The organism is Psychrobacter sp. W2-37-MNA-CIBAN-0211 (assembly GCF_040309405.1).
GTDB lineage: Bacteria > Pseudomonadota > Gammaproteobacteria > Pseudomonadales > Moraxellaceae > Psychrobacter > Psychrobacter glaciei.
Genome location: NZ_JBEOOU010000005.1, coordinates 82,949 through 104,780, shown reverse-complemented (window position 1 = coordinate 104,780; position 21,832 = coordinate 82,949). Strand labels below are relative to the sequence as shown.

Sequence of the window (21,832 nt, the reverse complement as noted above, 5' to 3'; positions counted from 1 at the left end):
TTAGGAACCATCATGTCAGTAAACAATTCAATGGGTTCTGCGCCTTCATTGCTAGATTCAGGCGAGGTGGCATCAAAAGTATCAACGAATGGCCTTGATAGACGCATCAACAGCCAGTCGCTGGTTGATATTATGTATGACGGCTTTTACTTGGTTTTTTTATTGCGTAATCATTATTTTAGTACCGAACCGCGTAAGTTCCGTCAAAAAATATACGAGTTTTTAGATAAGTTCGAAATGAACGCTCGTAAAAAAGGCTTTTTGTCAGAAGATATTCACGAAGCCAAGTACGCTTATTGTGCGCTGATTGATGAAACAATCATGACGTCGCAAGAGCTAGAGTTTCAAACGTTAAAGGACGCTTGGGAGCTAAACCCTTTACAGTTAGATTTGTTTGGTTCGCAAATCGCTGGCAATGAGTTCTTTGAGCGTTTAGATGGTCTGCGTGAACAAGGGGAGAGGCGTCTGCCTGCTCTGGAGGTCTATCACTATGCGATGTTGCTTGGCTTTCAAGGAAAGTATCGTTTAGAGGCGCCAGAAAAGATTCGCTATCTTATCTCGCGTTTGGGTGATGAGATTGAGCATTTGCGTGGTAATAAAAACGAGTTTTCGCCATTTTGGGCGATTCCTGATCAGATTAAGCACACACTGACCAGTGAGACACCGCTATGGATCATCGTTGCCGTAATGGCAGTGCTATTGACCGCGATATTCACGACCATGTGGTATCTGACCAATAGCTTCACGGATCATCAACTCTCAGCTTATGATAACGTCATCCAAGAAAATAAAGAACAAGCGCATATTTCAATTTTCTTGCCGTAACTGCTTGTATTTACCGAGAGATATTTAATGAGGGATATTTACCTTATATCTACCGAGAGATAGTTACCGATAATAATTTAAAATACGGCCGTTAGTTATAGTTAATATTAAGTAAATGGATACGTTGTTTAATAACGCGAAACTGGGATGAATTTTTCTGGCTTGCTGTGCCTATGCCGACAGAGGCTGCAAAAAATTCATCCCAGTCCAGCTGTATCTTTTTAATATTGGACTGACTATAAGTACTGACGGTCGTTTTCATGAGTCGGTAGTAAAATATTTTTAGTAATATCTAAAACATAAAGCAATAAATAACAACCATAAAAAAACCCCCATCAAAGTGATGAGGGTCTTGGCAAATGCCATAATCGAATCAAAGATGACTCAAAAAATTTACTACTAAAATATGGCTCTCCAACCTGGGCTCGAACCAGGGACACACGGATTAACAGTCCGTTGCTCTACCAACTGAGCTATTGGAGAATAAGCTGTAAGTGTTTAATGGCTTACAACGAGCTTAGAAAGTCTCTAACGAGTTCTTGCTAAGTGGGGCGTATTCTAGCAAAGATAAAAAATACGTCAAGCTTTTTTTGCATAATTAACAACATTAATGATTTTTAATAGGATGATGAAGGCTTTTAAGACGTTTTTCATTACCGATAGTGGTTAAAACCACAGTAAAAAAGACGCCCACATATTTTTTATGCGGGCGTCTTTTTTATTTACATATTTCTAATGCTTATTACTGTTTATAGTAGATTTAACTATAATCGTTATTCAGCAACGTCTAAATCAGCAACCGCTTTTTCGATACGCGATAAGGCGTCTTTTAGCGTCGCTTCATCAGTGGCGTAAGAGATGCGCATATAACCACCCAGACCGAAGGCATCGCCAGGAACGACCGCAACGCCAACTTTCTCTAACAACCATTCTGAGAATTCAGTACATGACGATAGACCAACGGCTTTGATGAGTGGTTTGATGTCAGGATAGACATAAAATGCGCCATCAGGACGTAGGCAAGTAATACCTTTGATCGCGTTTAGACCATCAACGACCAAATCACAACGCTTTTCAAATGCCGCGACCATAGGCTCTAGTACGCTTTGATCACCACTGATAGCGGCTTCGGCAGCGACTTGACTGATAGAGGTTGGGCATGAGGTTGATTGTGATTGTACTTTTTTCATCGCACCGATCAATTTAGCAGGGCCACCAGCATAGCCGATACGCCAGCCAGTCATCGCATATGCTTTTGACACGCCATTTAGGATAATCGCGCGGTCTTTAAGCTCAGGCGCGGCATTCAAGATATTGTAGAACTTATCACCCGTCCAGCGAATGTGCTCGTACATGTCGTCAGAGGCCACATAGACTTGTGGGTGCTTTTTAAGCACTTCAGCAAGGGCTTTTAGCTCATCTAACGTATAAATCATACCCGTTGGGTTAGAAGGACTGTTCAATACCAGCATTTTGGTTTTGTCAGTGATGGCAGCTTCTAATTGCTCTGGGGTAATTTTGAAGTCCTGCTCAGCTGGGCATTTAACAATAACTGGCACGCCTTCTGCGATGATGACCATGTCAGGATAGCTGACCCAGTATGGTGCTGGAATGATCACTTCATCACCAGGATTGATAAAAGCTTGGGCAAGGTTAAAGAAGGACTGCTTACCACCGACCGATACCAAGATTTCGTTTGGCTCATAGCTGATGTCGTTATCACGCTTGAATTTCTCAATGATGGCTTTTTTGAGCTCTGGGGTGCCATCGACAGCAGTGTACTTGGTGAAGCCGTCATTGATGGCATCGATTGCTGCTTTTTTGACATGTTCTGGTGTATCAAAATCAGGTTCGCCAGCACCTAGACCAATAATGTCTTTGCCTGAGGCTTTTAGCTCTTTGGCTTTATTGGTGATTGCTAAGGTAGGGGATGGTTTGATGTTGTTGACACGGTCAGACAATTGCAATTCGCTCATGAGAGCTCCTTTTTGTATGGGAGTGGGTTGGTGAAAATCTGCTGGTAATTATATAACGTTTTAAGCGTTATCAGGACACGTTATAAGATGGTTTAAGCGTTTTTAGCGTCATTTTATTATGCATATCATGCATCGCCGAATAATACATGGCTATTACTGAATAATAAGTCGTTAGCGCTCAGTATAAAGGTTGCCAGTTTTGGCATTGTAGCATGCTGCTATTATGCTGTCTCATAGAGGCGGTAACAGAAAATGACGCTTTTGCAGAGAGTATTAACCTTTGTTTTATCAAGTATATGTCACATTGATACCATGACTTGTGCGTCATTGATTGCGAAGTCACAACAATAGAGATGCAGCCTTATACTATAATTATTTAGATTTGGTAAATAAGCGCTATGCTTGGTTAATGTAAATTCTACTAATACTCACTATCAATAAACATAAAAAATGAGCGATTAATGCATCATGGCGGTTAAGATTTCTATATGATAAAACTGGTTAAAAAGGATATTAACGATGACAAACGCTCCCGAAAAACAACACATACTTATCACTGGCGCGACCTCAGGCATTGGTAAGCAGCTGGTCAAAGATTATCTGTTAGACGGTCATCATGTCCATGCCGTTGGACGTGATGATGAAGCGCTGGCTGAGCTGAAAGCACTAGGGGCAGAGACGATCGATTTGGATCTCATGGATCGAGAAAAAGTCATTGCAGCCTTTGACAAGATTAGCCAGATTGATGTGGCGATTTGCGGTGCTGGCATGTGTGAATATTTAGACATGCCAAACTTTGACAGTAGTGTGTTTATGAAAGTCATGTCAGTCAATATGGGCACGTTATCGCACGCCATCGAAGGCGTATTGCCAAAGCTGATTGCCTCAAAAGGTCGCTTGGTCGGTATTGGCTCAGCCTCTGCTTATGTGCCTTTTGCTCGTGCCGAAGCCTATGGTAGCTCAAAGGCTGCTATCCATTATTTAATGAAAACCTTGCAGATTAGTCTCGCACCGCAGGATGTATCGGTGAGCTTAGTGGTTCCGGGCTTTGTCGAAACACCGATGACCAAACAAAATGATTTTCCTATGCCATTTATACAGACACCAAAGCAGGCAAGCCAAGCGATACGCGATGGTATTGCCAGTGGGCATGATGTAATCGAATTTCCCAAAAAACTTACCTTGCCATTAAAAGTGCTGGGTACATTGCCAGATCTAGTCTGGCAACGGGTCAGTGAAAAAATGAATAAAAAATAAGACTTTGAGATTTATAAAATATCGCTTATCCAAAAATAGCAAAAATAAAAATATAGAAAGGAATGCTTTTATGCTGTTCAATCGTCGTAAGCGTGCTAGTACGAATACAGTGTCAACCAATAAAAAACAACTTAATGCCTTCAAAGATTCAGCTAATGTGCCTGTGAAAAAGCGTATCGCTATTATCGGATCGGGGGTATCAGGACTGACTTGTGCTCATTATCTGATAGCAGAGCATGATGTGACGATATTTGAGGCCAATGATTATATTGGTGGGCATGTAAACACCATCGATGTGGCGCTACAAGATGGCAAAAAAGCAAAAAACAGTAAAGTAGAAAACAGCGCGATAGACACCGGCTTTATTGTCTTTAACGAGCGTACTTATCCCAACTTTTTTCGCTTGCTTCATGAGTTACAAGTGCCGTTTCAAGCAACGGATATGAGCTTTTCAGTAAAAAATACCGCGCGCCATTTTGAGTATAACGGTCACACGCTCAACACATTATTATCGCAGCGCAAAAATGTCCTTAACCCTAAATTTTGGCAATTTATCAAAGATATCCTACAGTTTAATAAGCATATCAAGCAGCTGCGCCAAGATTATGATGCGGCGCGCACACAGGGGCAAGATGTCAGCGGCTTTACTGCGCAAACATTGGGCGATTATCTAGCGCAAAAACGCTATGGTCAGCTGTTTACCGATAACTATCTACTGCCGATGGTGTCTGCTATTTGGTCAACCAGTCTGGACGAAGTACAAGATTTTCCATTGGTGTTTTTTGCCCAGTTTTTTGACAATCACGGCCTGCTCGATGTGGTTAACCGCCCGCAATGGTTCACCATCAAAGGTGGCTCTAAGCAGTATGTTAATAAATTGATTCCACGCTTCGTTAAAGCTGGCGGCAAGGTAAGGGTAAATTGCCCGGTGCAGTCTGTGGTTCGTGATGGTGATAAAGTATTATTGACGGTTCAGAACAAAGATAATGCTGATAACCGTATCGGTAATTTTGTGTTTGATGAGGTTATTTTTGCTTGTCATGCAGATACCGCGTTCAAGATTCTAAAAGATGCCAGTACGGATGAAGCTGACGTGTTGAGTCATTTCCGCTTTACCAAAAATACGGCTGTCCTGCATACCGATACCCAAGTGTTGCCCAAAAAACCTCTAGCGTGGGCAAGCTGGAATTATCTGATAGATGATAAGACTGATTCTACAAAGACTGAGCGCGTAGAGGCCGCCTCGAAACCTGTACTAACTTATCATATGAATATTCTGCAACGTCTGACCAAAAAGCATAATTATTTGGTCACACTGAATCCAACCGCAGCTAATGAAAATATTGACGATAGGCAGGTTGTTAAACGCATTGATTACAGCCACCCCGTGTTTGATCTAGCGATGATTGATGCTCAAAGTAACTGGTCAGACATCTCTGGCAGTGGTCTCCATACGCATTTTTGCGGCGCGTATTGGTTCAATGGCTTTCATGAAGATGGTGTACGCAGTGGTCTACGTGTGTGTCAGGCGCTCGGTCATAATGTTACTATAAAAGATGAAGTTGACCCAAGTCACTTGCCGGATAGCGATAGCGCACACACGCCGTTTCGTTACAAAGACTTGCCAGTAAAAGCGGATAAACAGTCACGTAAACTGACGAAGCGTCAGGTAGTGACAGCGACGACCAATCAGGAATTGGTTGATTACGTTCACCGTTTACAGTCTGCCGCTATTGACTCGACACAAAAGAAAAAACGTGGCTTATTTGGTCGACGTAAAGCCGAACAGCATAGTACTAAGCAACATAGTACCAAGCAGCATAGTAATGAGTGAAATAAAAGAGAGTCTTATGACGACCCCAGCGCATCCGTCTAACGCAATGCCAGAGCATGAGTTACCTTGTACCTCTGACAGCTTGCCGCACCAGTTATTTCATGGGACTACGTGGCACAGTCGGCTACTGCCAAATGTGCATAAGTTTGTGTATCCGTATCGCTATTGGGGTGTCAATATTAGCGCGTTAGCAGCAGGGCAGGCACTTCCTAAAGTCGATACAGCAGGCTTTGGTAAACGTAAGCACTTAAAAGGACTGCCATTATTTTCCACAGGAAAAAAGGCATTACAGCAGTTTTATCCTGATGATTATTTACAAGGCATATCACAAGAATTAACTTCGCAAGAGCCAAATAGCCTAAGTAAAAGTAATGATCCAAATGATGCCAAAAAATCGCTGGATGTAAACGCTAAAACCAGTGAAAAATCTAACAATAGAGTACCTAATTTAACTAGCTACCAAGACCTTGAGCAAAGACTGCATCAGGCTTTTATGACCCATGCTGGTAGCGCGCCAAGTGGTGACATGCTGGGCTTGGTCGTTTGCCGCAATGCTGGCCTATACTTTAGCCCCGTAAATTTTTATCTGGGCTTTAATGAGCAGCAACAGCCAACGCATTTATTGGCTGAGGTCTCTAATACACCATGGAATAAACGTCACTATTATGGGTTTTTATTAGATGGGACAGATACTGAATTCTGCCATGACAAAGACTTTCATGTCTCGCCATTTAATCCTATCGACCAGCTCTATCGCTGGCAGGTTAAAGTTAAACAACAGCCAGATAACTGCTTACAAGTGCGCATTGCCATCGATATTAGCGACGAGCGGGGAGAGGTGCTAAGGACTGGGATAAAAGTGTCTGGTGTACCAATGACCGAGGCAACGGTGCGTGATAGCTTGTGCAAAAATCCGCTGATGAATATGACGTCGCTAACGCGTATTTATTCGCATGCTTTTAAGCTCTATGCGATTAAAAAAGTGCCTTATATTAATTATGATGAAAAGCTAGCCGATAGCAAACAGCAGCAAGCGGCTAATAAAAAAGACAGTGTTTAACCAGCGCAAAGTTAATATTCAGTATAAATGTAAAACTCAGTACAGAATTGAAATCAATTTTAAAAATTAAGCCACGCGACTTCAAGAGCCTAATGTCCAAACATAAGGCCTTTAGATAAGGATAAGTAGACGATGTCAGCACGACCGACCAACAGAAATCCAGCTTCGACATTAGGAAGATTTACCGCACGTATCAATAAAACCGTCAATGACAGTGCCATATTGCGACCAGTCAATGACCGTATTAATAATTTGGCAAGAAAGTTAATCTTTCGCGCGTTAAAGCACGTGCAGTTCGGCAGTATTACGTTGATCGAAGCATTCGATGAGCACGCGCCTAAAGAGCAAAGCTTTGGTAGCAAAGCCGCTGAAGGGATGAGCAGCTCAGCAGTGGGTCGCCATCCTTTAAATGTGACGTTGATGATTCATGATAGTGCCGTCTATCGTCAGCTGCTATTTGGTGGCTCGATTGCCCTAGCGGACAGTTATATCAATGGTGAGTGGGATACGGACGATCTGACTGGCCTGATTCGGTTGGCAGCGCGCAACTTAGCCGTGCTTAACCAGTTAGAAAACCGCTTCGCTGCGGTCAGCAAAACTTTTGAAAAAGCCAAGCACCGACTGCGTAGTAATGATAAATCTGGCTCAAAATCTAACATCTTAGCGCATTATGATTTGGGCAATGATATGTATGAGCGGTTTTTAGACGATACTATGATGTATTCGTCGGCAGTATATCAGTCGCCTGATACGACATTGAGCGATGCCCAGCAGCATAAGCTGGCGCTTATCTGTCAGCGTCTACAACTGAGTGCTGACGACCATGTCATTGAAATCGGTACTGGCTGGGGCGGTTTCGCTATTTATGCCGCCAAGCATTACGGCTGTCATATAACGACAACGACCATTTCAGATGCGCAGTATAACGAGGCGCAGCAGCGGGTCGAAGCTGCTGGACTATCTGATAAAATTACCCTTCTCAAGCAGGATTATCGTGAGCTGACTGGGCAGTATGACAAATTGGTCAGTATCGAGATGATTGAAGCGGTCGGGCATGAATTCTTGCCGACGTTTTTTGCTAAGTGTAATAGCTTGCTTAAGCCAACAGGGCTGATGGTGCTGCAAGCGATTACCTTTAATGATCAGAACTATCAAGATTATATCGATTCGGTCGACTTTATCCAGACCCATATTTTTCCAGGTGGTTGTCTGTTGTCCAACCAAGAGCTCAATACCCAGTTTACTGAGCAGACCGATATGGTTATCAAGCAATTGCATGATTATGGTTTTGATTATGCTTATACCCTGCGTGATTGGCGCACAGCTTTTATGGCGCAGCGCAACGAAATCAAAGCACTTGGTTACGATGAAGCCTTTATCCGCTTGTGGGAGTTTTATTTCTGCTACTGTGAAGGCGGCTTTTTGGAGCGCACCATCGGCGTGGTACAAGTAACAGCGGTCAAACCAAATAACATCGATACGCTGCATTTTTCTGATTTGCCAGCGGCAGACAAGGTATCCGCTTAACGCATTGTTTGACCTGAGGTTGCGTGTTGGTGCAAAAGCGTCTAATGCTGAGCAACCCTTATAAAAGGATATTATTATGGCTTACGTATTTATCTATCTGGCTGCTGTTGTCATATTTTTGGGCGTTGATGCGGTTTGGCTTACGACCATGAAAGGGGCTTTTTATGAGTCACGTATCGGTCATCTATTGGCTGATGAGCCCAATATGATGGCCGCTGGCGTGTTTTATATGTTTTATATATTGGCACTCTGTATATTGGTTCTGTATCCGCAAATCAAAGCACAGGCATCGGTCGGCCATATCTTCTTACTGGGTGGTCTGATAGGACTGATGGCATATGGAACTTATGACTTTACCAACTTAGCTTTGTATAAAGGGTTTACCTTAGATACCGCGTTAGTAGATTTTGCGTGGGGTGGAATTTTAACTGGCTCAGTGAGCGCTATCGTTGCTTGGTTGGCGTACCGTTTTCATTGGTTGAGCTAACCATCATTTATATACATCCTATCTCTCTAAAATACAGTCCAAATTTATTAGGCTAGTCAAAGGGCAATAAAAAGGGTATATATAAAAGACAGTAGATATATAATTACCATATTTAAAACAATAGTAACTAAAGTATGAGCATTGAAAACATAGATATCGAAAGTGACACCGCCAATCAAATCGCTAACCCAATAGAAATTATCTATGAAGATGAATTTCTGGTGGCAATCAATAAAGAGGCGGGTCTATTGGTGCATCGCAGTTGGCTGGATAAAGGCGAGACCCGCTTTGCCATGCAACTCACCCGTGATGCGGTAGGTTGCCATGTATTTCCGGTACATAGGTTAGACAAGCCGACATCAGGCGTGTTGTTGTTTGCCAAGAGCTCAGCCGTGGCACGCAGCCTTACTGAGGCTTTTACTGCCCACAACGTTACCAAGCAGTATTTAGCTGTGGTGCGCGGTTTTATGTCAGAGCAGGGTACTGTTGATTATGCGTTGAGTTTTAAGCCCGACGCCATTGCCGATAAGTTTGCCAACTTGGACAAACCCGCTCAAGAGGCGGTGACTCATTGGCAAAGTTTGGCACGAGTTGAGCTGCCATTCGCGGTATCAAAAAAGCATGATACGAGCCGCTACAGTCTAGTGCGCCTAACACCTGAGACTGGTCGCAAGCATCAGCTGCGTCGACACATGAGACATTTATTTCATCACATAGTGGGTGATACGAGCCACGGCGACGGACGGCACAACCGATTTTTTCGTACTCAATACGACTGTACGCGCATGCTGTTGCATGCTCAGACTTTAGCGCTTAGTCATCCAGTCACCGGTGAGCCATTATTGATAAAAGCAGGATTAGACGATCAATGGCTGCGTATCATGGAAGAGTTTTCTTGGGTAGAGAGCGCCTAATACTCAAGTCCCTAGTGAGGACTCGAAGTCAGCACGTAAGTTATTTACTTGTAAAGTAATTTTACTTTATAGGTTCGCTCAGTGTACTTGTGGGTGTACTTGGTACCACTAACTCGAAGATTTTTTGACTTGATTTAATCCTTAATGGGGTTGTTTGCGATACATCGCTAATCAGAATTTTTAGGCAATAAAAAACCCACCGTAATTAGCAGGTTTATTAATATATTGTTTCATGCTGAAAGATCTCTTTTATCTTAATTGGAACAGCATATAGCCATTGCATACCACCTGTACAGTAGAAAAAACCGTCTTCAAACGCTACGATATGCGCCATAAAATCATTGCCGTTTAGGTCGGTCATCGCTTGTTCGTCGCTCTCATCAGCAATAGCACACCATACCTTCTCGTCCCCACGCGCTAGCATTGCGCGCGTTAGGTCACTGCCTCTCAATTCGTTATACATTTTATGTTTCATCCATTCCTAGGTTATATACATATAAACGAATATATATCATACAGTATGCAATAAAATTAATATATAAACAGTTTTTTACTAGACCTCTTGCATAAGTCATCGCTAGCCCTTGTGACTCCGTCATTGGATGTCAATGAACTGGTGCTTTTGTAAGAGGTCTACTACGTCGACGCGAATAGCAAATTTTAATTTTTCTTGCAGTTTTTATAAAAGAAGTAGGCTAAAACCTTACTTCCTGTTGTGTGACTTCTACTTTTTTAACGGGCACTGCCTATTGCGATGGTGTTCCGTCTTCACAAAGAAAATAGGTACAGCTTCGTTTGAATGAGTCATCTATTAAGGCAAAGAGTAAATTCGATACATGATACGGTGAGTAATCTAAAACAATATTCTCTTTATTATTTTTAAATGAAATAATTTTTAATAGATTCTTTGTTTGTAGTAGTCAAATAATTTAGGGTATACCCTAAGGGAACCAGTTATTTCACCCTTTAATCCTATTTGTAAACCACCTAAAATAGACTGCTATAATGGAACCAGTTCTAATAGACTATGAAAATGGTTATGTTTATAAAAAATTACTTAGCGTCTATTATCAGAACCTGCTGAGTCGCTTAAAACCAATAAATTTTTAGAAAACCGTAAGGAATGTTATGCCCCAGTACAATACTACCTCAACTGCCAAAAAAGCCCCTTTAAACCATGAGCTTTATATGACGGTGCTAATGACCCCTGATATGGCAAATTTCATCGGCAATGTACACGGTGGTGATTTACTCAAAATGCTCGATCAGGTCGCTTATGCCTGTGCCAGTCGCTATAGCGGCAACTATGTGGTGACGCTATCGGTTGATCAGGTGATGTTCCGTGAGCCAATCTATGTGGGTGAGCTAGTGACCTTTGCCGCGAGCGTCAACTACGTGGGTAGAACGTCGATGGAAGTGGGCATACGTGTCGAAGCAGAAGATGTGCGGGCGCGTACAGTTCGTCATACCAATAGCTGCTACTTTACGATGGTCGCCATCGATGACAATGGCAAGCCAACTCCTGCGCCGCCACTTGATATCAAAAATTTGATGCAGCAGTGTCGTTTTGATGCAGGCTTAGAACGTAAGAACCTACGTATGCAAAGCTCACACCGTCCTAGCTGTGATATTGAGAATATGATTGGTGAGCTAGCCAGCAGTCATGACAATCAAGCTAAGTAACATGACACAGTAGCTAAGGGTTTCCAGCTTAGTGGTTAAATATTCGCTATTTTACTGAGACTATTATGAGTTTGAAGCCATCAAAAACCCATTCAAATATTCCTACTCCTAATCAGTCAGTACGCCGCAATAGTCGTGCTCGAGGTGCTGGTATGCCCATTAACGACGCCACTTCTGATGGTAATTCTCGTTCTGGCTTCGATGGTTCTTCTAAGTCAGCAACCAACAAAGAAGAACAGCATTCTGCCTCATTGACGACGGTTTTGATTGCCGTCGGGGCCAACCTCATCATTGCTATTGCCAAAACTGTAGCGGCGTTTATGACAGGTTCTGCTTCTATGATTGCAGAGTCAGCACATTCTTGGGCAGATGCAGGTAACGGCACCTTATTAATTGTCGCCGAAAAAAAATCCGTCAAACCTGCTGATGAAAGTCATCCGCTCGGCTACGGTAAAGAGTCATACGTCTGGTCGATGATTGCGGCATTTGGCGTCTTTATGGCGGGTTCCATTGTGTCCATTTATACTGGTATCACCGAGTGGAATGCGGCTGAGAGCGAGACCGACTATACCATCGGTTTTATTATATTAGCAGTCGCCTTCGTGCTAGAAGGCTTTTCGTTGGTGCAGGCGTACCTGCAAAGTAAAAAACATGGTGAAGCGATTAATGTCAGCGCTATTGGTTATGTGGTCGATACGTCGAACCCCACTTTACGCGGTGTATTTTTCGAAGATTTAGCGGCTGTGATTGGCTTGGTTATCGCTGCGGCTGCGATGGGTATGCATGCTTATACCGGACAGCCCTTTTGGGATGCGCTAGGTTCTATCGTCGTCGGGCTATTATTAGGCGTGGTCGCTATCTTTTTGATCAGCCGTAATCGGGATTTTTTGATTGGCTACAAGGTGTCTGATAGGATGCATTCCTATGCGTTGAGCGAGCTGCTTAATCATGCAGATATTGATAGTGTTTCTTACTTACACCTAGAGTGGGTGGGACCCAAGAAAATATTTATGGTGGCGGCAGTAGACATCGCTGGCAATCAAAAAGAAAAAGAAATCGCGCAAAAATTTGAAGACATTGAAAACTTGTTTCGATGTAATCCTATCTTTCAAGAAGCTATTTTGACACTGTCTGTACCCAATGCCAAAACGCTATCTTTGCCGGAAAATTATTTGGCTAATGAACAAGATTTCGCATGACAGTCTAGATGACGGTGCTATTAACAACTACTATGGCTAAATCTTGCCAAACTGCGTCAAATAGCTGGTCAATATCCTGATATTATCAGCGCTCTTTTCCTTGTTTAGCTGCAATTTATCTCATTTGCATCACCATTTTCAAACTGAGGACACGTCCTAGTCATTCTAGGTTAGTCATTCTAGGTTAGACATTATCGTCGGTGGATGCCTAGTTTGGTAAGATTTTATCTATCAGCAGTCCTAATATTTGAAGGTTCAATAGACTCCAGTTACTATTAATTATACGGGTCTAATAACTATACGGATCTAATTCTAAAAATTAGGCTAAGATAACAACGATAATTAGCAGTAAAAACTAGATACTAAAATAAGGTGATAATATGACATATATTTTGAAAAATACCCTGGTGTCCCTGACGTTTGGTCTAAGCGTCGCTACTATGCTGGCAGTACCGACGCTGTTTGCACAGGCTGCGGTACCTACTGACAAGTCAGTGAGAGAGTTAGTAAATGTCACACATTTGAATGAAACAATTAAACAGATGTCCTCGAAAGATAGTTTACAAAAGATAGTTAATGACTCTATGTTGTCTAGCCTTGTGACTGATGACATGAGTGCTGCCCAACGTCAAAAACTAATCAAAGTTTTTTCTAATTATAGTAGTAGTATATTTGATGATGAGTATATTGAAACTATCAATGAGGCACAAATTCAAGCTTACGTTAGTGCTGTAAAAAAGTATTTTACTCAAGAAGAAGTTGACGCTCAAATCGATTTTTACGAAAGCGACTTAGGGGCTAGCATAATAGAAAAACAGCCTATTATGATGCAAGAATATGCGAAAGATGTCAGAGCTATTATGACACAGAATGTTTCAGCCGAGCTAAAGAAAGCTTTACCCATTATGATAGAAGAACTAAAAGCCCTGAAATAGAAAATAATAGAATATGCGTGCATAAAAAAAGGTCACCCAATCAGGTGACCTTTTCTGTTTTTACTTCATATAATACTTTGCACTTAATATAATAACGTTAATAATCAACTAAATTTGTAACGGTATTATTTCTTTGGCGCATTTGCACCGATGAACCATGCATCTTTATCAATAATACGGCTGGCTTCTGTAAATAGATCAGCTGTGTCTTCATCGCCTGCATCACCAGCAGTAGCGATCGCTTCTCTCAAAGCTTCCGCGACTTTCTTGTAGCGGCTCGTCAGCTCGCGAACATGTTGATCTACTTCGGTAATGTCAGTAGGGTAATCGTCTAAAATAGATTCTTTTACCACGCGACTGGCCAATCCATTTGGCTGACCACCTAAGATTACGATACGTTCGGCGATAGTATCTGATACTTCAAGGAGACGATCTGACGTGTCATCTAATAGTTGATGCACACCGATAAAGCCAGTACCTTGTAAATTCCAATGGCATTGTTTGCCATCTAAAGTTAAATCAATGACATTTGCTAAGTTAGCGTTTAACACATTGATCATTTTTTTGGCGGTTTCATCGGAAATTCCACTTGCGTAACGTTCTCTCATATCTTACTCCATTGTGTATTTTGTTTTATTGAATTAAATAGGTCACTTGTTCTTATTTGGTTTTTGTATTGGTAGTGCTCGTTGATTCGTTATGAATAATAGCAGCTTAAATCTGTGATGGAACCCTTCAGTGTTAGGCTTTATGAGGTGGTCGTGTAAGGAGTTTGTTAACCATGAAAATCTTTGTAAATTTATTCAAGATTGTGTGAGTTTTTTATAACAAAATAAGATTTATCACCTGATAAAAAGTTGATTCTTTGATAAAAAATATCTTTATACACTTGCATTTCGGGCTGTGGAATATCGCTGTAATCATAAGATAAGCCTCGTCACTATCCGTTAAAAAGCCTTTAAAAACCGCTACTCAGACCCCATATTGTTTTAAACCTTACCTCATTATAAAAATTAGGAAGAAAGCCATTATGCGTATGCCCGAACCGCGCTCATCGCGTCAGTTAAACCAATTGGCCACTCAGCTCCAAGGCGAAGCTGAAATTAGTGGTGTTAATGCGTCAGGGACGCAAATATCGAGTCGTGCCTTTGAGATGGTCACCGATTTTGAACCAGCAGGGGATCAGCCACAAGCGATCAAAAAGCTGGTCAATGGTATTAATTCTGGTATGAATGAGCAGTTGCTATTGGGGGTAACGGGTTCTGGTAAGACTTATACCATGGCCAAGGTTATCTCTGAGACTCAGCGTCCGACGATTATCATGGCGCACAACAAAACCCTTGCCGCTCAGCTGTATGGTGAATTTAAGTCGTTTTTTCCTAACAACGCGGTGGAATACTTCGTCAGTTATTATGACTATTACCAACCTGAAGCTTATGTCGCAGCGAGTGATACCTTTATCGAAAAAGACAGCGCCATCAATGATCATATCGATCAGATGCGTCTGTCAGCGACGCGTGCTCTATTAGAGCGTCGTGATGCGATTATTGTAGCTTCTGTATCGTGTATCTATGGTTTGGGTGATCCTGAAAGTTATCTAAAAATGCTACTGCACGTCGTCGTTGGTGACAAAATCGATCGTACTGCTACCATCAAGCGTTTGGTTGAAATGCAATATACGCGCAATGAGTTAGACTTTGGCCGTGGGACGTATCGCTTGCGTGGCGAGCTGCTCGATATTTATCCTGCTGAGTCTGAGCAATTAGCCGTTCGTGTGCATTTATTTGATAATGAAGTGGAGAAGATCACGTGGTTTGATCCATTGACAGGTAAGACGGTACGTAGCGTGCCGCGTATTACTATTTATCCAAAATCGCACTATGTGACGCCGCGCAATAAACTAGAAGCTGCCAGTCATACGATTCGCGCTGAGCTAGAGCCGCGTTTAGAATACTTCCGTGATAACAATAAGCTGATAGAAGCGCAACGTCTCAAAGAGCGTACCCAGTATGATCTTGAGATGATTCAACAGCTGGGTTACTGTAATGGTATCGAGAACTACTCACAGCATCTCTCTGGTCGTCCATCAGGGGAAGCACCACCGACGTTGTTTGATTATATTCCAGAAGATGCCTTGTTATTTCTTGATGAGTCGCACGTGACGGTATCGCAAATTGGCGCGATGTATAAAGGCGATAGATCACGTAAAGAGAACTTGGTCAATTATGGCTTTCGTTTGCCAAGTGCCATGAATAATCGCCCGATGAAGTTTGAAGAGTGGGAGCGTATCAAGCCTAAGACCATTTATGTCAGTGCCACGCCTGCATTGTATGAGCTTGAGCATAGCGAGCAAGTCGTTGAGCAGGTCGTACGCCCGACGGGTTTGATTGATCCTGAGATTGAAATTCGTCCTGTATTGACGCAGGTCGATGATGTGTTATCAGAGATTACTAAGCGCCGAGAAAAAGATGAGCGCGTATTAATTACCACATTGACCAAACGCATGTCAGAGGATTTGACCAGTTATCTTAAAGAGTACGATGTCAAAGTCGCGTATTTGCATTCTGACATTGATACCGTTGAGCGTATGCAGATTATCCATGAGTTGCGTACAGGCGTGCATGATGTGTTGGTCGGCATTAATCTATTGCGTGAAGGGTTAGATATGCCAGAAGTATCATTGGTCGCGATATTTGATGCCGATAAAGAAGGCTTTTTGCGTTCTGAGCGTGCGCTTATTCAGACCATTGGTCGTGCTGCGCGTCATATCAATGGTAAAGCCATTCTTTACGCAGATCGCATTACCAACAGTATGCAAAAGGCGATAGACGAGACGGATCGTCGCCGTGAAAAACAAGTGGCATTTAACCTTGAGCACAACATCACACCAAAAGGGGCACGTCGCAGTATCACCGATAAAATCGATACGGGTGACGATCAGAATGCCAATGACAATCAAGTGATTCCCATCAAGAGCAATCTGCCTGATGTGGATATTAGCATCTTACGCAGTCCTGATTTGCTGGCCAAAGAAATCAATCGTCTTGAAAAGCTTATGAAACAGATGTCTCGTGACTTGAAGTTTGAAGATGCCGCGAAAACGCGTGATAAAGTGCTTGAATTAAAGGCGCATTTGATCTAGTGTTCAACTTGAACGTGATTGAATGATGTGTGTTGAATACGTATGTTGGACAAAAAGGTGAGTTGCAAGTAGGGCAGCTCACCTTTTTTTATGGTTTTTAGAGCTGCAAAAAGATGGTTTTTATATATTGCTATTAATAACTAAAATTTGGTTGTAACAAAACTTGTGTTTATACCAAATGCCCCTTAATATGATATCAATGAGCAATATGAACTTATAACAACGGACGTTGAGGCACATAATCCATCATGCAAAATAACAAATTCTTAGAATTAAATGCGAATGAAAACTCACTAGGCATGTCAGACTCTGCCAAACAAGCCATTATAGAGTCTTTAGGTGAGGGCTTTCGTTATCCAGATAATCCACGCGCTGCGCTCATTAGCAAAATTGCCACCATCCATGGTGTGGCAGAAAACCAAATCTCATTAGGCAATGGCTCGACTGAAAATATGCGAGCGGTCATACAAATGCTGCAACACAAAGCCTTAAAAGAAGGTAAAGCATTCCAGATGGTCATTCCGGTACCAACGTTTGATTGTGCAGAGATGTATGCAAATTCTATTGGCGTGCCGGTAGTTAAGATACCATTGACCGCTGAAAACTATGATTATGATTTTGATGAACTACAAAGGGCTGCTGACGATTTTGATGGCATCAGCCTACTTTATATTTGCAATCCAAATAATCCAACTGGCATCATTACATCAACGGAAAAACTCAAAAATTGGGTAAGTAATGCACCAGATAACCATTACTTTTTATTAGATCAAGCTTATTTAGAGTACGTGACAGATCCAAGCTTCGAGAGTGGGATTGAGTGGTTAAAACAAGGAATATCCGACAACCTCATTGTTATTCATACTTTTTCAAAGTTATGTGCCTTAGCCGGTATGCGAGTGGGCTACGCGATTTCTAACCCGCAAGCTATTGAGACTGTCGAAGCGTTTATGTCTATGGACAATACCAACTTATCAGGTGCGGTTGCTGCCATTACGACGTTGAATGATGCAGCGTTTTTAGCGCTAAGTTTGCGCAATACCAATCAATCACGTCAAATGATCGAAACAGTGTTAGATGAACTTGGACTTCGCTACTTACCATCACAAACTAACTTTATCTTTCATGAAATAAAAGGCGATTTAAAAACTTATATCGATAGAATGCGAGAGAGTGGCATTAAGGTTGGTCGCGAGTTTCCACCTGTCATAGGCTTCAATCGCTTGACGCTTGGCACCCCTGATGAGATGGAGGTGTTTATAAAGGTGTTAAAAGAATTTCGTGAAAAAGGTTGGGTTTAGCGCCTGTATTGAAAGGTTGGTAAGTTTAAAGCCAGCTGAATTTGAAAGACGGTATTGTGAGAATTTGACTTTGTCAGGCATTGCAGCCTGACTCAAGTAAATCTGTCTCCGATATATTCGGGGCGGTTCAAGAAAAATAAGCTCTGAAATTAGAAGGGACAGTCAATCGGCTCTTCATTAGCTAAAAAAGCCATTTGGTAGTTATAGGTATCATTAACACATATCTCTGTTTCGTTAACAGTTTCAAACTGATCTGCGATCATATATATAGAATGGCTAAAGTCTATAACCTGTTGGGGCGAGCGCAAATCTGTGGCCAAGTTATCAGCAGTAAAGTGAATTTTAGCGATATTGTCCTCAATTTTGACTATGGAGCTATTGTTGCCAAAATTACTTGACTCAAATCCTAGTTTTTGTTCTTCTGGCGTTAAGCCGTTCAAATATTCTTGGATGCTGTTTTTGAGTGGCGATGCTTTATCTACATATCGAATAACATAGCTTGATTTATCTAAGTTTGAATTCTCAAAATAAACTTTTACAGCTAGTTTATTTTTGACTGATTTCTTATTCATTGTATCAAGATATTTTTTATAGTTTTCAACATGAGTTTTACCACTAATAGGTTCACGCAAATCTAAATGACGAGGCTCTAAATCAACTCCTCCTTCATCTTTGAAAGGAAATAGGAAGTATTGATCACAATCCTTTTCGTAACATCCAAAGCTGAATTTAGAGCCATTATTACATTCTGCATGACCGTAAGCTCCAGCATTTAAGGTAACATTACAAATGCTTTTATCTACTTCAATATCTTCAAATGTCATTTCGCAGGTTGTAATAGAATTCATGACGTAAATGTTTCGAGGTGACTCTTTGGTGAGCATTGGAATCAAATGTTTGATATCATCCTTAGCTAATGACCACAAGATACCCTTTTTAGGTATATCGTTCTTAATTGTAGTATCTGAGTCAACGCATAAGGTTTGGTAAACTTCTGTATCCTCCTGACATGCAGGTAAACACAGAGTGATTAATAATGCACTTACAGTCTTATAAATATTCTTTGATAAGTTCATAGACTGTTTTTCTTTTATCTTTAATTTAGTGAGAATTTTGGTTGATTCAGTATATCAATGCACTGCAAGTAGTTTAAAAATATGTTTAATAAAGAATTAACTATAGCTGCCTTATTGAGCTGTGCTAATATTCGAAAAAGATTTAATAGTTTAGATTCCTAAAATGTTTCCTGAATTGTTCACTTTATAATTTTTAGATTTGTCATTAAAATTAATTTCTATATTTTTATAATTTTCGCTAATAGAAAATCTTCTATCAGAATTATCAGCTGAACCTATCTTTCCGATCAATAGTTTATCAATTATTTTTTTATTATAAGTAACTATCGTATATTCTTCAACATCTGTCATATTTCTAGCTAAAATATAGACTTCTATGTCATTTATATTTGGAAGTTTTAATATAGTGTCTATATATTTGATATCAGCGTAGCCTTGCTTTAAATTAATAGGCAAAACCTTAATATCATAAGTTGGAAACCTATTTTTACAAAAAGTATTATCATTTTCCATATTGCAATTTGTGTAACTATTAAGCGTTAACGGAAGTTTTGTTTCTTTGATTATCTTACTTTCGTCCGAATTGGATGCTTCCATTTTAATATAACTAACTTCTTTATCTACTTCCTCTATGAGTTTTGAATATTTATTTTTATCTTCATTATTAACTATTGTCTTTCCACTAATTGCTTGAGGCTGTGAGATATCAAAGTTACATCCTACAATAAATAAAGAAAATGACATTATTATAAAGACCATGACTTACTCACTAGATTTTCGTAAACAAGTTCTTAAAAGTATAGATGACGGCATGACCTTTGCTGAAGCTGCTATTTTCTATAATCTCAGCCCAACCACCATACAAAACTGGAAGAGACTTGTTCATAGCAGAACGACTAGGCAAACCAAACCCTATAAAATACTAGATGACGTGCTACTTAATGATGTCAAAGAACATCCTGATGATTACCAGTATGAGCGAGCACGTCGTTTAAACTGTAGTAAAACAGGCATTTATCATGCCTTAAAGCGCCTTGGTATCAGCCAAAAAAAAGACCTTAGAAGATCCAAAAGCGTGTCTGATAAAAAGAGCGAAGTATCAGAGTAAGCTTAATAGCTTTACGCAGCAAGGCTACCCCATTGTGTACATGGATGAAAGTGGCTTTGAGGCTGAAACTATTCGTCCTTATGGCTATGCACCGATAGGCAAACCTTGTATTGATAGCTACAACTGGCAAGCAAAAAAACGAACCAACGTCATTGGTGCTCTGTATGAAAAGATGTTGTTTGCACTGAATTACTTTGAACAGAACATTAACAGCAATATATTTTATGATTGGTGCAAGTTCACACTTATTCCAAGCCTTAAAACCAAATGCGTGATCGTCATGGATAATGCCAAGTTTCATAAAAATAAACGCATTCAAAAGCTATTGAACAGGTATGGTTATCGTATTCTTTGGCTGCCGCCGTACAGCCCAGACTTGAACCCTATCGAAAAGAAATGGGCACAGGTGAAGTTTCTACGTCAAGGCTAGATGCAAAATGACTTATCTAAATTTTTTTATGATATTTGTCCTGGCCATAACAGTTTTATTTTGAACTGACTATAGTTAATTATAAGAAAATATAACTTACTCTAAATAATAATCGCATTCTCTATGTTCTTTCACCAGCTGATTATTTTTTTTATAACGATAGTCACAATCTACTAGTTGAAATTGAGTATTATCATTCTCTAAATCTAACTTAAACTTGTATGTTAGAATTTTTTCTTCACTAAAATTAAATTGAGAATTTTTTAATCTGGGTAAATTATTGAAACTTATTGTATAAATTCCATTTTTTACTTTTACTTCATCTAAATACACTTCATCTCTTTCATAATCATTTTTTTTCGTAACTCCAGTACGCTTGATATCTTGTCTGACGCAACCTTCAGGAAAAAATTCCACAAATTTATTTACCTTTTTATTATAAATAAACAAACAAGAACTCCATGCATATTCTTCAGGACGCAAAGTAGAACCCTCACTTTCAATATGGAGTAATGAGATATTAGTGTCAGAATAACTTGAGCTTATGTGAATATATTCTTTGTTCTTAAAACTAACGTTAAGTTTCTTTTTATTTTTCCCTGATAAAAAATATACATCGAAGTTATTATTAAATACTTTTCTAAGTTCTTTTTGGTCTTCGTTAATTGTAGGGACTTGAGTAACTTTAATATTATCTGAATTGGTTACAATGGCAATTGGTTTAGAGTTTTTATTTGAAGGATCTTCTGAATGTATTTTAACTAGTAGTTTCTTATTATATTGACTAAGAGGATAGTCTATTGCACGAATAAAAATGTCATCAGTTACTTCAAGATTAACATTATCTGATAAAGGATCAATATCAAGTATATTGGTAACTTCATTGCTAACAGTCTTGTGAACATCATTGTATGATTGTGCTATAGAGTTTTTATTCTGACTTTTATTCTGATTTATAAGATTACTTTCAGATTTTCTATCTGATAATTCTTCACTATTTTGCTTCGCTTCACCAAAACTACAAGCAGTGACGCTGAGGCAAATACTCATTGATAAAAAAAGTAATTTAATATTCATT

Annotated in this window: 20 protein-coding genes and 1 tRNA gene; 14 read left to right on the top strand and 7 right to left on the bottom strand. The window is 40.4% G+C overall.

The genetic code is table 11. The annotated features are described in order from the left end of the window. Window positions 1–12 precede the first annotated feature (12 nt). Window positions 13–825 (top strand): type IVB secretion system protein IcmH/DotU, encoded by an 813-nt coding sequence (gene icmH / locus AAEY72_RS07370; protein ID WP_352310062.1) that lies wholly within the window; start codon window positions 13–15, stop codon window positions 823–825. Window positions 826–1,232: 407 nt separating this feature from the next. On the opposite strand, the gene AAEY72_RS07365 is transcribed toward icmH, so the two are convergent. Together AAEY72_RS07365 and AAEY72_RS07360 are read right to left on the bottom strand one after the other, a co-directional pair. Then, window positions 1,233–1,308: transfer RNA gene (locus AAEY72_RS07365), tRNA-Asn, on the bottom strand. A gap of 290 nt (window positions 1,309–1,598) precedes the next feature. Beyond that, the gene (locus tag AAEY72_RS07360; RefSeq protein WP_352310061.1) at window positions 1,599–2,801 is read right to left on the bottom strand and encodes a pyridoxal phosphate-dependent aminotransferase; all 1,203 of its coding nucleotides are present in this window, start codon (window positions 2,799–2,801) and stop codon (window positions 1,599–1,601) included. A gap of 519 nt (window positions 2,802–3,320) precedes the next feature. On the opposite strand from AAEY72_RS07360, the gene AAEY72_RS07355 reads away from it, so the two are divergent. From AAEY72_RS07355 to truC, 6 genes are all read left to right on the top strand, one after another. Continuing rightward, complete coding sequence (locus AAEY72_RS07355; protein WP_240215487.1) at window positions 3,321–4,058, top strand: SDR family NAD(P)-dependent oxidoreductase; 738 nt, start codon at window positions 3,321–3,323, stop codon at window positions 4,056–4,058. Window positions 4,059–4,128: 70 nt separating this feature from the next. Next, complete coding sequence (locus AAEY72_RS07350) at window positions 4,129–5,892, top strand: NAD(P)/FAD-dependent oxidoreductase (RefSeq protein WP_352310060.1); 1,764 nt, start codon at window positions 4,129–4,131, stop codon at window positions 5,890–5,892. A gap of 16 nt (window positions 5,893–5,908) precedes the next feature. Beyond that, the gene (locus AAEY72_RS07345) at window positions 5,909–6,952 is read left to right on the top strand and encodes a DUF1365 domain-containing protein (RefSeq protein ID WP_352310059.1); all 1,044 of its coding nucleotides are present in this window, start codon (window positions 5,909–5,911) and stop codon (window positions 6,950–6,952) included. A 132-nt stretch (window positions 6,953–7,084) separates the two neighbouring features. Further along, on the top strand, window positions 7,085–8,479 hold the full coding sequence (locus AAEY72_RS07340) for a class I SAM-dependent methyltransferase (protein ID WP_352310058.1): 1,395 nt from the start codon (window positions 7,085–7,087) through the stop codon (window positions 8,477–8,479). A 76-nt stretch (window positions 8,480–8,555) separates the two neighbouring features. Continuing rightward, a complete protein-coding gene (locus AAEY72_RS07335; RefSeq protein WP_025652090.1) occupies window positions 8,556–8,966 on the top strand; it encodes a DUF2177 family protein in 411 nt (136 codons plus the stop codon). 134 nt (window positions 8,967–9,100) lie between these two features. Next, window positions 9,101–9,880: a tRNA pseudouridine(65) synthase TruC gene (gene truC, locus AAEY72_RS07330; RefSeq protein ID WP_352310057.1), complete on the top strand. Its 780-nt coding sequence runs from the start codon at window positions 9,101–9,103 to the stop codon at window positions 9,878–9,880. A gap of 217 nt (window positions 9,881–10,097) precedes the next feature. On the opposite strand, the gene AAEY72_RS07325 is transcribed toward truC, so the two are convergent. After that, window positions 10,098–10,343, bottom strand: a complete 246-nt coding sequence (locus AAEY72_RS07325) for a hypothetical protein (RefSeq protein ID WP_352310056.1) — start codon at window positions 10,341–10,343, stop codon at window positions 10,098–10,100. 665 nt (window positions 10,344–11,008) lie between these two features. On the opposite strand from AAEY72_RS07325, the gene AAEY72_RS07320 reads away from it, so the two are divergent. The 3 genes from AAEY72_RS07320 (at window position 11,009) to AAEY72_RS07310 (ending at window position 13,697) form a co-directional block, all read left to right on the top strand. Further along, window positions 11,009–11,563 (top strand): acyl-CoA thioesterase, encoded by a 555-nt coding sequence (locus tag AAEY72_RS07320; protein WP_010200010.1) that lies wholly within the window; start codon window positions 11,009–11,011, stop codon window positions 11,561–11,563. A 65-nt stretch (window positions 11,564–11,628) separates the two neighbouring features. Next, window positions 11,629–12,762, top strand: a complete 1,134-nt coding sequence (locus AAEY72_RS07315) for a cation diffusion facilitator family transporter (RefSeq protein WP_352310055.1) — start codon at window positions 11,629–11,631, stop codon at window positions 12,760–12,762. A gap of 380 nt (window positions 12,763–13,142) precedes the next feature. Further along, complete coding sequence (locus AAEY72_RS07310; protein WP_352310054.1) at window positions 13,143–13,697, top strand: DUF2059 domain-containing protein; 555 nt, start codon at window positions 13,143–13,145, stop codon at window positions 13,695–13,697. A gap of 125 nt (window positions 13,698–13,822) precedes the next feature. Here AAEY72_RS07310 and dps read toward each other — a convergent pair whose 3' ends face one another. Then, the gene (gene dps / locus AAEY72_RS07305) at window positions 13,823–14,305 is read right to left on the bottom strand and encodes a DNA starvation/stationary phase protection protein Dps (RefSeq protein ID WP_352310053.1); all 483 of its coding nucleotides are present in this window, start codon (window positions 14,303–14,305) and stop codon (window positions 13,823–13,825) included. 422 nt (window positions 14,306–14,727) lie between these two features. Here dps and uvrB point away from each other — a divergent pair, with 422 nt between their 5' ends. Both uvrB and AAEY72_RS07295 read left to right on the top strand, forming a co-directional pair. Further along, on the top strand, window positions 14,728–16,839 hold the full coding sequence (gene uvrB / locus AAEY72_RS07300; protein ID WP_352310052.1) for an excinuclease ABC subunit UvrB: 2,112 nt from the start codon (window positions 14,728–14,730) through the stop codon (window positions 16,837–16,839). A 248-nt stretch (window positions 16,840–17,087) separates the two neighbouring features. Further along, complete coding sequence (locus AAEY72_RS07295) at window positions 17,088–18,140, top strand: pyridoxal phosphate-dependent aminotransferase (RefSeq protein ID WP_189580814.1); 1,053 nt, start codon at window positions 17,088–17,090, stop codon at window positions 18,138–18,140. Window positions 18,141–18,289: 149 nt separating this feature from the next. Here AAEY72_RS07295 and AAEY72_RS07290 read toward each other — a convergent pair whose 3' ends face one another. Both AAEY72_RS07290 and AAEY72_RS07285 read right to left on the bottom strand, forming a co-directional pair. Then, window positions 18,290–19,216 carry a hypothetical protein gene (locus AAEY72_RS07290; RefSeq protein WP_189580816.1) on the bottom strand — a complete coding sequence of 309 codons (927 nt, stop codon included), beginning with the start codon at window positions 19,214–19,216 and terminating at the stop codon, window positions 18,290–18,292. A 150-nt stretch (window positions 19,217–19,366) separates the two neighbouring features. Then, a complete protein-coding gene (locus AAEY72_RS07285; RefSeq protein WP_189580818.1) occupies window positions 19,367–19,960 on the bottom strand; it encodes a hypothetical protein in 594 nt (197 codons plus the stop codon). Between the two features lie 67 nt (window positions 19,961–20,027). Between AAEY72_RS07285 and AAEY72_RS07280 the strand changes: the two genes are divergently transcribed. Then, entirely contained in the window at window positions 20,028–20,324 is a 297-nt protein-coding gene (locus AAEY72_RS07280) for an IS630 transposase-related protein (protein ID WP_352310051.1), read from the top strand. Beyond that, the gene (locus AAEY72_RS07275) at window positions 20,251–20,754 is read left to right on the top strand and encodes an IS630 family transposase (RefSeq protein WP_352310050.1); all 504 of its coding nucleotides are present in this window, start codon (window positions 20,251–20,253) and stop codon (window positions 20,752–20,754) included. The genes AAEY72_RS07280 and AAEY72_RS07275 overlap by 74 nt, the downstream gene beginning before the upstream one ends. A 96-nt stretch (window positions 20,755–20,850) precedes the next feature. Here AAEY72_RS07275 and AAEY72_RS07270 read toward each other — a convergent pair whose 3' ends face one another. Next, complete coding sequence (locus tag AAEY72_RS07270; RefSeq protein WP_189580821.1) at window positions 20,851–21,831, bottom strand: hypothetical protein; 981 nt, start codon at window positions 21,829–21,831, stop codon at window positions 20,851–20,853. Between the last annotated feature and the right edge of the window lies 1 nt (window position 21,832).